This window comes from Clostridium sp. YIM B02500 (genome assembly GCF_022324665.1).
GTDB classification, from domain to species: Bacteria; Bacillota; Clostridia; order Clostridiales; family Clostridiaceae; genus Clostridium; species Clostridium beijerinckii.
This window is the reverse complement of record NZ_JAKGTE010000007.1, coordinates 78,783-93,356: the sequence shown is the minus strand read 5'-3', so window position 1 is coordinate 93,356 and position 14,574 is coordinate 78,783. Positions and strand designations below refer to the sequence as shown.

The window sequence follows — 14,574 nt, the reverse complement described above, 5'->3', positions numbered from 1 at the left end:
AAGTATTTTATATTTAGTGTAGTCTTATTTTCTGATAATTAATTAATTATAAAAATATGTTGCTTTCTTTATAGATATGTTATATAATGATTATTGTCTTAGGGGTATGGCTCAACGGTAGAGTAGTGGTCTCCAAAACCATTGGTTGTGGGTTCAAATCCTACTGCCCCTGCCACAAAAATCGTAGTACATTGTACTACGATTTTTTTATATAAAAAAATTTGATTACAACAACAAAGAATTAGGATCATAAGGAAATCCTTATTTATAATACTTAATTTTCCCTATTAGAGATATGAATTTAAATCAATAGATATAAATAATGATGGTATTAATAAAAAGTAAATTAATATAACTTAATTTTGATTTGGAGGGATTATAAAATGTTAGAAGTAACAAATACAAAAAAGGCACCAGCAGCAATTGGACCATATTCTCAGGCAATAGGATTTGGAAATATATTATTTACATCAGGACAAATACCGTTGGATCCATCAACTGGTGAGGTTGTAGGAAGTAATATAAAAGAGCAGGCAACTCAAGTAATGAAAAATATATCAGCTATATTAGAAGCTAATGATATTAATTTTGAAAATGTAATTAAGACTACTTGCTTTATTGCAAATATGAGTGATTTTGCTAGCTTTAATGAAGTATATGCTAAGTATTTTGTTAGTAATCCAGCACGTTCATGCGTTGCCGTAAAGGAGCTTCCTAAAGGAGTATTATGCGAGGTTGAAGTAATAGCTTTCAAAAATGTATAGTTTATAGATGAAATGCTAAAATAATATTATTGTAAATAAAATAGACTATCTCAAAGATATCCTCGTGATAAGGAAGTTCTTTGAAATAGTCTATTTTTTAAGCTTTCTTAATTTCAGATACTAATTCGTCCATAAGCTCTTTCACTGTTGTGATTTTTGTTATTCTGCTTGCATTTTCACCACAGAATATGAGACCTTCATCAAGGTTACCCTTTACTGCATTTATTAAAGCTTTGCTTATACAATAAGGTGTATTAGCAGGGTTGCAAGGTGTTAAACAATTATAACAATGAGTTATTTTCTCTCTCTCAGAGCTAGTTTTCTTTACAAATGTATTCTTCATAGCTCTACCTGGCATTCCAACGGGACTTTTTACTATTTGAATATCATCTTTGTTACAATTAACATAGGCATTTTTAAACTCATCCGAAGCATCACATTCTTCAGTTGCTACAAATCTCGTTGCCATTTGAACGCCGCTAGCACCTAATTTTAAATATTTAGCAATATCATATCCATCAAAAACACCGCCAGCAACTACTACTGGGATTTCTTTATTATACTTTTCAGCGTACTTCTTTGTTTCATTTATTATATCTACAACAGATTTATCAAAATCTAAATTTTCATCTTCTAACTCTTCAACTTTAAAGCCCAAATGACCGCCGGCTTTTGGTCCCTCAATTACAACAAGATCTGGAGCTACATTATCGTGCTTATCCCAAAGTTTCAAAATTACTTTTGCTGCTTTTAAAGAAGAAACTATTGGTGCAATCTTTACAGAGGAATTCTTTACTATTTTAGGTAACATAGTAGGAAGTCCTGCACCAGAGATTATTAAATCAACTCCAGCTTCTATTGCAGTTTTTATATGATCTTCATAATTATTAGTTGCTACCATAGCATTAATACCTATAATGCCATTTACTGCTTTAGCTTTAGCAATAGTAATATGTTTTTTTAAAGCCCTTAAATTCGCCTCTAAAGGGTTCTTTTCAAAGTCATCTTCATTATAACCAAGTTGTGCAGCAGAGATGATTCCAATTCCACCAGCATTAGCAACAGCAGCAGCTAAATTAGAAGATGAAACACCAATTCCCATACCCCCTTGAATAATAGGAATAGGAGCAACTAAATTTCCAATTTTAAGAGAATTAAAATTCATTTTACATATATCCTTTCACGAAAAATTCGACAATAAAATATTTTGACTATCAAAGTATTATATTTTATTATAAAATAATATGAGTAGTTAAACAAGAAGTATTTAAAAAAACTACTATTTAGTTAAGTTTGTTTGGTGCATTGGGGTGTTAAGATTATTATAATAATTTATTGATTTGAATGATTACTAAAAATTAAAATAATAAAATTGTTGACATAAATGATAAACACATGATACAATACTTAATGTCTTAGGGGTATGGCTCAACGGTAGAGTAGTGGTCTCCAAAACCATTGGTTGTGGGTTCAAATCCTACTGCCCCTGCCACAAAGGTCGTAGTACGTTGTACTACGGCTTTTTTATGTACAAAAATGTATGGCTTATAAAAAAAGTATATTTTAGAGTTACAGAAATGCATCTGATTGGTTTGTATATCCGTGTAAATAATTAGCTAAAAATAAGTAAAAAGAGAATAATTTAGTATAAAATGTAGAAAATAACTTGACCTTTCCCAGAAAAAGTATATAATTTTATTAATATAATGAACTATATGTAAACATAAATAATTATGTATTTATAAAAACTATTTTGTGTCTTGTGAATGAGCTATTATAAAATACATTCAATATTTGAATATTGAAGACATATTATGGTAATAATCCATTGTGAGGTGGAATACGATATGAATAAATTAGTTTTGCTAAACGAAGTTAGAAAAAAAGGAATAGAGAATAAAAATAGATTGGCAAAATCAACTAATAATACTATTAATGAAAAAGAAAGCAATAAGTCCTATATATCTTTTAGAGAGAAGTTTAATTGCTTCAAAGAAGATGATGAAGCTAATAATTCGAAAATAAGACATAATGAGGAATTCAATAAGAATGGTGGTATAAAGAACCTAAATAAAATTATTGAGAGAATTTTTTTGTTAAATAATACAACAATAATTGAGCTTGTAAATTCATTATATAATGATGATTTAAATATGGATGCGAGAATGAAATATAATAAGACTAAAAAAAATATAGATATAAATGAAGATATTAAGTTAGAAGATTCAAATTATGATTTGAAGATACTAGCAGAAGATGAGTATAGGAAGTTTGAATACAGGGTACAGTTTCACGTTAATGATGCCGAAAATATAGCAATAATGATAACTAAGGTAAATTTATCGAATAATCACAATGTAATAAGCCTTAATGCAAAAAAGAGGAAAAGTGTAAATAAAAGTGAATATGCTTTGAAGCATAAGTATTCTAAATCAATGATAATATTGAATTCCAATATTGAAGTTCCTGATGTGTATCCAATTAAATCAGAAGCTAAGGAAAAAAATCTAGATTATACAATTAATATAATCAAAGGATGGAAATATGATTTTAAGCAATTAAGCGAAAAAAATATGTATTTACTATTTCCATTAAAAGCATTAGATATTAGAAAAAGATTATTAAATATGAAAGAAGACTTAATGTCAAAGGATTTAATTAAAGATGAAGTGTATAGATTCTTTAAGGATATGAATAAGTATTTACAAAGAGGCAAGGCTGATAATTTAATTACAGATAAAGATATTATTGAATTTAATTCAATAACAATTGATTTGCTAAATTCTTTTATTAAAGATAAGAGTGATATATTTACTGATATAAAAAGAGATATAGAAACAACATTTAAAGAGATAGTTGTATAGAATAAATTGAATTTAGTAGTGCAATAGTAAAATCGATAAATTTATATTGAGTAGAGATTTCTATTTTAATATTTAATAGAGGATAAATATTGAAAAATGTCCTTATATTAATGAGAATAATAAATAATCGTAAGGTTAAAATACTATTATCGGTAGATAAAATTTTTAGAGTTTTGTTTACTGATTCTATCAATTAGCCGAGGAGGGGATCGTTATGTCAAACAACAATAATAGGACATTAGTTCCAGAAGCAAGACGTGGCTTGGAAAAATTCAAGGACGAAGTAGCTCAAGAACTAGGAATACCATTTAAAGAATACAATGGTAACTTGAGTTCTAGACAATGTGGTTCAGTAGGCGGAGAAATGGTAAAAAGAATGGTAGAAGAATATGAACATAGAATCTAATGAAATTTTATAATTTAATATTGATTCTATGTATGTTAGGATAATCTAATCATATTCTAAAAAATGGGAGATGTATTATACAAAGGTATAATACATCTCCTGTTTTTTGAGCAAATATTATATAGAGGTTTGAATTATAAACGTGCATAATAATCATTTTGGACTGTTCGCAAATTTCGTGGTAAAATTAGAACAAAAGTTCGTTATATAAAAAAGTTTAGGTGTGATAGTATGAGAAAAATTAAAATTTTACATATAGCAGATATACATTTTGATACTCCTTTTAGTGGAATGACACCAAAGCTAGCACTAAAGAGTAAAGAAGAATTAAAACAAGTTTTTGAGAACATAATGCTAATAACTTTAAATGAAGAAATAGATATTTTACTAATAGCAGGAGATGTATTTGATAATTTATCTGTAAAGAAAACTACACTTCATTTTATAAAAAGCTGTTTTGAAAATATTAGCAAGGTAAAAGTTTTTATAAGTCCTGGAAATCATGATCCTTTTAATGAAAAATCTTTCTATAGCATTGTAGATTGGCCAAGTAATGTTCATATTTTTAAAGGAAGTGTTGAAAAAGTAATATTAGAGGATTTAAAGACTGTTGTTTGGGGAGCTGGGTTTAATACCACACATGTCAGTAAATCTTTATTAAAAGATGTTGAGAGAATCAACGAATATAACAACATAATGGTTATACATGGAGAAGTTTCTAGTGTAAAGGAAGGAAATAATTACAATCCAATTATGGAAGAAGATATAATTAAAAGCGATTTGGATTATATAGCACTAGGACATAGACATAAGTTTTCGGAAGTTAAGAAGATAGGTAACACATATTACAGTTATAGCGGATGCCCTCAAGGAAGGGGGTTTGATGAGCTTGAAGATAAAGGAATAGTATTATTAGAGATTAAGAATAGATTTGTAGAAAGCCGGTTTATTAGAACATCAGTAAGAAATTACTATGAGAAGGGAATAAATATTGACAGGTGCTTTGGATATAACGAAGTAAAAAATAGAATTATATCAGAAATACCTAAGGATGATAGAAAGAATAATTTTTATAAGATTATTTTAAAAGGGCAAATATCTGATGAATTTTCATTAAGTGAAGAATTACTTGAAGAACTACTTAAAGATGAATTCTATTTTGTGAAGATTATTGACAAAAGTGAAATTAAGTTAGATATAACCGAATTGATAAAAGGCTACTCATTAAAAAGCATATTTGCAAAAAAAATATATGAAGAGCTACAGAATGTTACAACGGAGGAAGATAGAGAAATTATTTCTTTGGCTTTAAAGATAGGAATTCAAAGCATCTCAGGTGAAGAGGTAAGAATTAATGAGATGTAAATTGATTAAAGAGATATTTATAAATTATAGAATTAATATATTCGAAAATAGTATCGAAAGAAATTGTATTCAAGTAAATTTTATGAAAGAGGTGAAAGCTTTTGATAGTTAAAAAAATAAATATAAAAGCTTTTGCAGGGATTAAAGATAAAAGCCTAGATTTAAGCAGAGGATTCAATTTAATTTATGGAAAAAACGAAAAGGGAAAAAGTTCAATTGAGAATTTTATCAAGATATGGCTGTATGGGATTGAAAATTCTAGAAGTAAACTAAACGATAGAAAAAGATACATGCCTCTATCTGGAGAGAATATTTCTGGAGAATTAATAATAGAACATGAAGGAAAAAGCTACATTATAAAAAGAAGATTTGGTATAACAAAAAAAGAAGATGAATGCGAAATCTTAGATGAAATAACGGGAGAGAGCTTACAAATAGAATATAAAAATGAGCCGGGAAGGTATTTCTTCGATATAAATTTATCTACTTTTATAAAGACGTTATTTATAGGACAATTAGGAGTAGTTATATCCAAAGATAAAGAAGAAGAAATAATGGAGAAGCTAACCAATGTTTACAATGTTGGAGATGAAAATACTTCTGTAAAAAAAGTAATTGAGAAATTAGAAAAGAAGAAGAAGCAATTGCTAGGAATAAGAAAAGGTGGAGAGATTGATTTATTAAAAGAGAAAAATAATTCACTAAAAACAGAGTTATGGGAAGCATATAAATTAGCTGAAGAAAACGTGCAAAATGAGGAAAACTTATTAAGGAAGAAAGATGTTAAAAGCAACATAAAAGAACAAATTCAAAAGCTAGATTTATATAAAAAGTACATTAAGAAGATAAAACTTCAAAAAGACTACAAAGAAATAAGTAGCTATTTAGTTAAAGGGGAGCAGCTTAAAAGAAAACAGGATGCAATAATCGAAGAACTTAAAAAGGGTGAGGAATATATAACAGCTGAATATTTGGATGAAATTAATGAAAGGTGTGCTAGATATCTAAGTTTATTAGACGTAAAACAAGAAAAGTTAAATAAACTTTATAAATCAGAAGAAGAATTAAGAGTAAAAAACGAAAAAATGATAAATTATAAAGTTTTTTCTTCGATGGGAAGTAATATAAAAGAAAAAATATATACATTAAAAGTTGACCAGAGGAATTTAGAAGAAAAACTTAATGATATCATAAATATAAAAAATTCAATAGCTGGATTCAAGATGGATATAAGCAAGCAGGCTTCTAGCATTAGTAACTTAGATTTTATAAAAAATAATAGAGAAGAAATAGAGAGATTACTTAATTCTTATAAAGAAGGATTAAAGGAATTAAAATATAAAATGGAGAATCAGGATTATAGTAAGTCGGAAGGAGACTTAAATAGCTTAAATAAAAAAATAAATTGTATTTATTTTATTGGAGCAATTTGCATTTCTGCTTTTATATACAGTATGTTGAAGCAAATAATTCCCATTATGATTATATTTATACCTATATTTATTATAATAGGAATAGTATATTTCAAATATTCCTTATTAATTAAAAGTTCAGAGATTTTTAGGAAAAATAATATATCAATTGATGAGCTAAAAGAAAGAATAGAAGAATATGAAAAAAGATTAGATGTTTATATAAACAAAACTAATTCAGTATCTTATGAAGATTTTATTAGTAAGATAAATCAATATGATAAGTATATAGATTATAAAGATAATATGATTTTATTAATAAAAAATAAGGAAGAGGAGATTAACAGATACGATATTACTAAATTAAAATCAAATTATAATAGAAATAAAGGTGTGATAGCATCTTTGTATAATGTTTTAGGATGCAAGTCTTTAGATGAGGTGCTAGAACAATTGGAATTCTATGAAAAACAAAAAGAAGAAATACTTATAAAGGAATACGAGATTAATACAATTAATAAGGATATAGAAAATATAAATGAACAATTAGCTGATAAAGATGATGAGATAAGAAAAAAAACTCATGTACTTGGATTAGAAAATATAGAAATAGTAGATATGCATGTTAAGTTGAGAGAGTATAAAGAAAAAATAAATAAAATGAATGAAATTAAAAGTGCATTGAAAAGTGTAGAGGAAACATATAAGGTTTTAATAAAAGATAGAAATATAGATGAAATAAAGGAAGAAATGAAACAAATTATTAGTCAGGACATAAACTATTCTTATGAATCTGAAGAAGAAATAGACTCAGAGATTAGAGCGAAGTCTAATGAATTGTTGAAAATCGAGAAGGAGATAAAGGATTTAGAACATCTTATAGAAAAAAGGTATTTAGGTAAAAGGGAAATTTCAGAGATAGAAGAAGAAATATTAATGAATGAAGAAAAAACTAAAAAGTTGGAGAAAGAATTTAAAGCATTAGAGTTAGCTAGTAATTTGATTCAAGAAGCATTTGATGAGATAAAAAAGAATATTGGACCAGATATGAATAAGAAAATTATAAAGAAATTTAATTTCTTAACAAATGATGATTACGAAGAAGCTAAGATATCAGAAGACTATAAGCTAAAGATTAGAAATAAAGGAATACTATTCGAAGGGGAAATACTAAGCAATGGTGCTAAGGATCAACTGTATTTAGCATTAAGGTTATCATTTATAAATATGTTGTTTAAAAATAAAAGAATCCCAATATTTTTAGATGATGCTCTTGTCCAATATGATGATGAGAGAAGAGAGCGGGCACTAAATCTTCTTATGAATGAAAATTTTGAGCAAGTAATTTTCCTTACATGTCAAAAAATAGAAAAGATTATTCTTGATAGAAATAAGTATGATTATAATTTAATTAATTTGAATTGATAATACTATCCTAAATTAATATTTAACTAATCTTGACATATTTAAACTTTAACAGTAATATTATAAACAGAGTTGCAAATGCAAATCAGATGCAAACTGGAGGTATAATATGAAGAAGAAAATAATTTCGGGAGCGCTAGCGGTATTAGTAAGTTTTATGCTAATCGGATGTGGAGCTAATGCAAATACTGGAATACAAAACAAAACTGAAGATAAATTAAAAATTGCAGTTTCAATATATCCATTAAAAGAATTCGCAGAGAAGATAGCTGGTGATAAAGCCGATGTTATATGTCTAGTTCCTGATAATATGGAGCCACATGATTATGAGCCTAAAACCAAAGATTTTCAGGAATTAACAAAGAGTAATGCGTTTATTTATAATGGCTTAGGCATGGAAGAATGGGTAGGTCAAGTAAATGAAGCTATTAAGAATACTAATGTAATTGTTGTAGATTCAAGTACTGGTATAGAAACCAGGCAAGAGGGGGATGCGGTTGATCCACATGCTTGGCTAAGTTTAAAAAATGCTGAAATCCAGTCAAGTAATATAAAAGATACACTAGTAAAGTTAGATGAGAAAAATAAGGATTATTATGAAGAAAACTACAATAAATTTAAAGAGGAATTAGAGAGTTTATATAGTGAATATAAACCCAAATTTGATACATTAAGTAAGAAAAATTTCATAACAGGTCACGCTGCATTTGGATATTTATGCAGAGACTTCGGATTAACTCAAAAATCAGTAGAAAATTTATTTGCAGAGGGTGAGCCAACTCCTAAGCAATTAAAAGACTTAGTAAGTTTTTGTAAAGATAATAATATAAAGACTGTTTTTTCAGAGTCGTTAGCGAGTCCTAAAGTTTCGGAAACTTTAGCAAAAGAAGTTCAAGCTGATGTAGTTCCAATACTTACATTAGAATCAAAAGAAGATGACAAAAATTATATAGAAGCTATGAGATACAATTTGGATGAGATATACAAGTGCTTATCTAAAGAATAGACTAGATTAACTTTAATAAAGATTGAGGATTATTTTCAAGGTTATATTGGAAATAATCCTTTTAATTTTAATCCTTGGAGTTAATAAAATCACATATTAGGTAGATGTCTCTGACTTAAATAAAAAAATTATCTTAGTGTTTTAATAATATCTATAAGTTTAATGAAAAAATAATTTAAACAAAGGAATATAAATCGAATTTATTATGGTAATATTATACTTATGGAATATGTATTTTATATATGAATTACTCACTACATACAGCTAAAATGGATATGAGGTAATAATAAAATAGATTGCACAAGATAACAAGGTAGATTAAAATATCCTGAATTAAAAATAAGATAGCTTAATGAGCTTTATTTTATTTGTGATATAGAATTGGAACAATAGTTTAATTTATATTAATTATTTGAGTTTTGTTTAAATTTAAATTACGAAGTTTAGTTTATAGTCAACAAAAAGATTGCTTATAAAAATAAAATTATTATGTTAGGAGGAATTATGAGTTTAGCAGAAGAATTTTATAAAGAGAACATACAACGATGTTTAAGACAAACAAAAGACCTGAACTATAAGGTGAAAATTATTGGATGGAGCAGGTTGTTTGTAGTGATTTTAGGGGTATTAACTGATTATATTTTATATAGTCAGAATAAATTAAATCTAATATTGATCTCAACTATATTTTTTATTGGTATCTTTATTGTTTTGATATTTTATCACAATAATATAATTCAATACAGAGAAAAGATAAATACGATAATGAAAATTAATGAGAAGGGAATAAAAAGATTAAGTGGCGATTTTACGAGTTTCGAGGATTCTGGTTCAGAGTATTTGGACTATAAGCATCCATTTATAGATGATTTGGACGTATTTGGCAATAACTCGATTTTTCAATATATTAATGATACAGTAACTAAAGGAGGAAGAGAAGAACTAGTAAAATTACTAAAAAATGAAGGGAATTTGAATAAGCTTGATATTGCTGAAAGACAAGAAGCTGTAAAGGAATTGAGTAGTAAAGCTGTCTGGAGGCAAAATTTAGTTCTTGAGGGCAGTTTGAAAAAATCAAAAGATATAGACTTAGATAACTTAATTAATTGGAGTGAAGGGACAGAATCATCAAGTCCGCTGAGAATTGTTATTGCATGTACTTTTATTTTAGTAACAATTTTCTCGATATATTTAGCAATAGTAAAGGTAATACCACAATCATTTCTACTTTTAAATCTTATGGTGAACTTTATCGTTGTTAAAGTGTTATCTAAAAGCATGGGTACAGAGATTAAATTATTTGAATCCATAAAAAATAGCATATATGGGTATAGTAAAATTTTATTTCTAATAGAAGAAGAAAATTTTGATTCACAATATTTAAAGAATTTACAAGGAAAGTTGAAAAGTGATAAATTAAGTTGTAAGGAAGAGATGAAAGCTTTTTCTAATATCTTGGATTGGATAGGAAATAGTTCATATAATGCATATTATCTGTTATTTAATATACTATTATTTTCTGATGTATTCCTATTAAGAAGTTTAGAAAAATGGAGAGAAAAGAATGGGAATAAACTTAAAGGTTGGTTAGAAGTAATGCATAAAATAGATGCATTAGTTAGTGTATGTAATTTGCCATTTGAAAATGAAAATTGGACGTATCCTGTTATTTTAGATAAAAATGAAATAACTGCAGTGAATATAGGTCATCCTTTATTAGGAGAAAAAGCAGTTGAAAATACATTTTTGATGACTGGTAATCAAAAGGTTTCTTTAATCACGGGTTCCAATATGTCTGGAAAAAGTACATTTTTAAGAACACTTGGTACTAATCTGGTTTTAAGTTACATCGGAGCACCAGTGCATGCGGATAAATTTTCTTGTGGAATTATGAAGATATACACTTGCATGAGAACAAAAGATAATTTAGAAGAGAATATTTCGTCATTTTATGCAGAAATTTTAAGAATAAAAATATTAATAGAGGCATGTAAAAGAGGAGAAAGTGTATTTTTTCTACTAGACGAAATATTTAAGGGAACTAATTCAAGAGATAGGCATACTGGTGCATCTGTATTGATTAAACAATTAATTAAATACGGAGGGGTTGGGCTTGTTTCTACTCATGACTTTGAATTATGTGATTTAGAAAATGAAAGTGAAGAGATAATAAATTATAATTTTAGAGAATTTTATGAAAATAATAAAATCAAATTTGACTATATTCTTAGAGAAGGAAGAAGTACAACACAAAATGCAATTCATTTAATGAAGCTTGCAGGGATAGAAGTATAAATAATTGAGTTTAAAGAATTAAAAATTAGCATTAGAAAGGATTAAGCATGGGGTACATTATTATTGACTTAGAATTTAATAATTTAAAAAATATAACTAATTATCAAAAAGATTTTTTTGAAAAATATGGCGAGTTTGATTCAATAAGTTTAGAAAATGAAATTATAGAAATAGGTGCAGTAAAAGTAGATAAATATATGAAACCTATAAAAGAAATTAGGGAATATATTAAGCCTAAAATATTTCCGGTAATTAATCCAATAGTAACAGAAATCACTAAAATAGATATGGATATACTTAATGAAAAAGGAGTATCTTTTGAAGAAGCTATAAGTAAATTAAAGGATATGTTTGAAGATGGAGATGTTTTATGTTCATGGGCAAAGGATGACGTTGCAGAATTAATTATTAACGCCCATCATTATAATTATAATGATTTAAGATGGTTAAATGAATATCTCGATATTCAAGAATATGTTACTAAAATTTTAGCTCATAAAAAAGCATTGGGGCTTAAGTCAGCTTTAGATGAATTGAAAATTAAAGTAGATGATACAAAATTACATGATGCTTTAAATGATGCAAAATATACCGTAGAGGTATTTAGAAGAGTATATAATTCTAGAGTGATAAAAAATTATATAGTTAAAGATATATATAATATGCCTGCCATACAGGTATCAGATCTTGAGAGTATAAAAATAAAAGAAGAAAAATTAATGCTAAAGTGTCCTAAGTGTGGGAAAAAAATTGATTTACAAACTCCTATAAAGCTTTTAAATTGGAGATTTGCAGCTGTAGGCACTTGTCCGAAATGTAAGTGCAATGTTTTATGCGAAGTTCTGGTTAAAAAGACTCTTCAAGGAGAGAATGGATATAACGAAGTTAATAGTGTATTGAAAGATGAAGCGTACTTAAATTATATCTATAAGTTAGAGAATAGTGAGAAAAAAAGGTGATTTCAGTATATATTCAGAAATAAGTAAGAATTTAGTTAAAGAAATTTAATCCGAGATATGATAAAATAGTTTTGTGAAGAAGAACAAAACGAATACATTGAATGAAAGGATTTTATTTATGAATATAGCCTTTTTTCTTACACCCAAAAATGAAGTTATATGTGAAAATCAAGATGCAACTATGAAACAAGTTATGGAGAAAATGGAATGCTACGGATATACAGCTATTCCTATTATAGATAGAGAAGGAAAATATGTTGGAACGCTAACAGAAGGAGATTTATTGTGGAAGCTAAAAAATACACATAATTTGAATTTTAAAAACATAGAATCTGTTAAAGTTAAAGACATTTATAGAAAAACAACTCATAGGTCTGTTTCTATAACTTCAAATATAGAAAGCTTAATATCGTTAGCTGTAAGTCAAAATTTTGTGCCTGTAACAGATGATGATGGTACTTTTATAGGGATAATAAAAAGAAGTGATATAATAAATTATTGTTTCAATGAGATGGAAAAGAGAAAAGAATTAGAAATACAACAATTTTCAATGTATGATGAAGGTTAAAGTATTATAGATATAAGAATCATATTCATTTTGAAAATTTAAACTTATGAGTAACTAGTAAAAATGGAGATACGTATCTTTATCATAAAGATACGTATCTCCATTTTATTCTGAGAAAGATTTGCTTTTATAAATCAATTTTGAACTATAACTTCTATATTATTAGATAATAGATTTTTAATAGTACTACTCTGCATTTTGATAAGTTTCTACTACAAAATCAAATTCGTTGGGATCAGTTATCTCTCCGTAACTATCTTCTTTTATTCCAGGGTAATAGTATAGTACTAGCTTATCATTAGAGTTGTTGAAATTTTCTAGAAGAATATACAAATTATCTAAAGTACAGTCTTCAACGACAGCTAAAACATTATATTTTGAAGAGATACCGGTATCGTTGTTAGTAAGTTCTAGCATAAAATTATCAAATTTTCTTACATTGACTCTTTCTTTATCACAGGAGCAAATTAGAGAACCGCTTCTACAGCTTGAACATTTTTTGAAATTACAATCAAATGCACAACTCAAGCATTCACAATGAGAGCATTTTTCTAACTGTTTAAAGTTTTCTCTATTTTTAGCTTTAAAATCTTGAAGTAAGTTTATGCTAGGACTAGATTTAAACATTGAAAATAAGGATTTTTTCTTGCAGTCAGCTTCAGCAGAATCTAAAAGCTTCATATAGTCCTTAAGAATAGGTGATTTAGAGAAATATTTTCTTATCTTTGAATCTCTTTCTGAAATAAATGGGGATATTTCACTTATAGCATAAGTTATATCTGTATAAATTTTGCCCCAATACCTTCGTTCTTCGTTAATAAAATTTAGGTCCTTATCATTATCCATGTTTTATCACCTAATTAGATTTATATTTTGCTAATTCAAGATCCAAATCAACTTCATCTAATTTCTTAAATTCGCTATCAAAATCATCTAGGTCTCTTAATTCACCTAAACCTTGAGCAAGAGATTCTTTACGTTGAATTTTTCTTTCTATACTATCAATTTGTATTGAGTTATTTTTAGTTTGAACATTAGCAAGAACTTCATTAACTTTTTGAGAAGCCTCAGCATTTGCAAATCTTGCAGCTGCCTCATCTCTGTAACTCCTAGTTTTTGTTATTTCTTCTTCTAAAGCACGTAAGTTTGCCTTTAAAGTATCTGCTTGTATTTTAGCATTATCATAGCTTGCTTGTAGAGAAGCAGCCTTTTTATCTGTTTCAACTTTTTTAGCTAATGCTCTTTTAGCTAATTCTTCATTTCCTTTGCTTAGTGCTAATCTAACCTTTTGATCATAATCTTCAGATTCCTTTTTAGCAGAATCTAGTTTTTTCTCAATTTCATGAACATTACCTAAAATTTGAGCTGAACTTAATTTTGCTTTATTGAATTGTTCATCCATATCTCTTAGTTTTTGGTCTAATAATTCAACTGGATTTTCCATTTCATCTAATGAGTTGTTTACTTTTGCCTTAATCATATTTGACATCCTTGAAAAAATTCCCATGCC

General features: G+C 27.2%; 13 protein-coding genes and 2 tRNA genes. 12 read left to right on the top strand and 3 right to left on the bottom strand.

All coding sequences use genetic code 11. The features are described 5' to 3' along the window. Positions 1-100 precede the first annotated feature (100 nt). Positions 101-175, top strand: a tRNA-Trp gene (locus tag L1S46_RS07840). 208 nt (positions 176-383) lie between these two features. Next, positions 384-764, top strand: coding sequence for a RidA family protein (locus L1S46_RS07835; protein WP_011967820.1), 381 nt, complete (start codon positions 384-386; stop codon positions 762-764). Between the two features lie 97 nt (positions 765-861). On the opposite strand, the gene L1S46_RS07830 is transcribed toward L1S46_RS07835, so the two are convergent. Beyond that, entirely contained in the window at positions 862-1,929 is a 1,068-nt protein-coding gene (locus L1S46_RS07830; protein WP_011967821.1) for a nitronate monooxygenase, read from the bottom strand. 252 nt (positions 1,930-2,181) lie between these two features. Between L1S46_RS07830 and L1S46_RS07825 the strand changes: the two genes are divergently transcribed. From L1S46_RS07825 to L1S46_RS07785, 10 genes are all read left to right on the top strand, one after another. Beyond that, a tRNA-Trp gene (locus tag L1S46_RS07825) sits at positions 2,182-2,256 on the top strand. A 355-nt stretch (positions 2,257-2,611) separates the two neighbouring features. Beyond that, positions 2,612-3,628 (top strand): hypothetical protein, encoded by a 1,017-nt coding sequence (locus L1S46_RS07820; RefSeq protein ID WP_238899697.1) that lies wholly within the window; start codon positions 2,612-2,614, stop codon positions 3,626-3,628. A 214-nt stretch (positions 3,629-3,842) separates the two neighbouring features. Continuing rightward, positions 3,843-4,034: an alpha/beta-type small acid-soluble spore protein gene (locus L1S46_RS07815; RefSeq protein ID WP_011967823.1), complete on the top strand. Its 192-nt coding sequence runs from the start codon at positions 3,843-3,845 to the stop codon at positions 4,032-4,034. 231 nt (positions 4,035-4,265) lie between these two features. Next, entirely contained in the window at positions 4,266-5,399 is a 1,134-nt protein-coding gene (locus L1S46_RS07810; RefSeq protein ID WP_077829937.1) for a DNA repair exonuclease, read from the top strand. Then, positions 5,389-5,511 (top strand): hypothetical protein, encoded by a 123-nt coding sequence (locus L1S46_RS26315; protein ID WP_257721956.1) that lies wholly within the window; start codon positions 5,389-5,391, stop codon positions 5,509-5,511. Before L1S46_RS07810 ends, L1S46_RS26315 begins: the two co-directional genes overlap by 11 nt. Then, positions 5,501-8,236, top strand: coding sequence for an AAA family ATPase (locus tag L1S46_RS07805; RefSeq protein ID WP_238899696.1), 2,736 nt, complete (start codon positions 5,501-5,503; stop codon positions 8,234-8,236). The genes L1S46_RS26315 and L1S46_RS07805 overlap by 11 nt, the downstream gene beginning before the upstream one ends. Before the next feature lie 109 nt (positions 8,237-8,345). Next, entirely contained in the window at positions 8,346-9,242 is an 897-nt protein-coding gene (locus L1S46_RS07800; protein WP_011967826.1) for a zinc ABC transporter substrate-binding protein, read from the top strand. 504 nt (positions 9,243-9,746) lie between these two features. After that, the gene (locus L1S46_RS07795) at positions 9,747-11,537 is read left to right on the top strand and encodes a MutS family DNA mismatch repair protein (protein ID WP_077829939.1); all 1,791 of its coding nucleotides are present in this window, start codon (positions 9,747-9,749) and stop codon (positions 11,535-11,537) included. 47 nt (positions 11,538-11,584) lie between these two features. Continuing rightward, positions 11,585-12,496, top strand: a complete 912-nt coding sequence (locus tag L1S46_RS07790; RefSeq protein ID WP_011967828.1) for a 3'-5' exonuclease — start codon at positions 11,585-11,587, stop codon at positions 12,494-12,496. Between the two features lie 118 nt (positions 12,497-12,614). Further along, complete coding sequence (locus L1S46_RS07785) at positions 12,615-13,064, top strand: CBS domain-containing protein (protein WP_011967829.1); 450 nt, start codon at positions 12,615-12,617, stop codon at positions 13,062-13,064. 186 nt (positions 13,065-13,250) lie between these two features. On the opposite strand, the gene L1S46_RS07780 is transcribed toward L1S46_RS07785, so the two are convergent. After that, positions 13,251-13,910 (bottom strand): hypothetical protein, encoded by a 660-nt coding sequence (locus L1S46_RS07780; RefSeq protein ID WP_011967830.1) that lies wholly within the window; start codon positions 13,908-13,910, stop codon positions 13,251-13,253. A 10-nt stretch (positions 13,911-13,920) separates the two neighbouring features. Then, entirely contained in the window at positions 13,921-14,571 is a 651-nt protein-coding gene (locus L1S46_RS07775) for a PspA/IM30 family protein (protein WP_011967831.1), read from the bottom strand. Positions 14,572-14,574 lie beyond the last annotated feature (3 nt).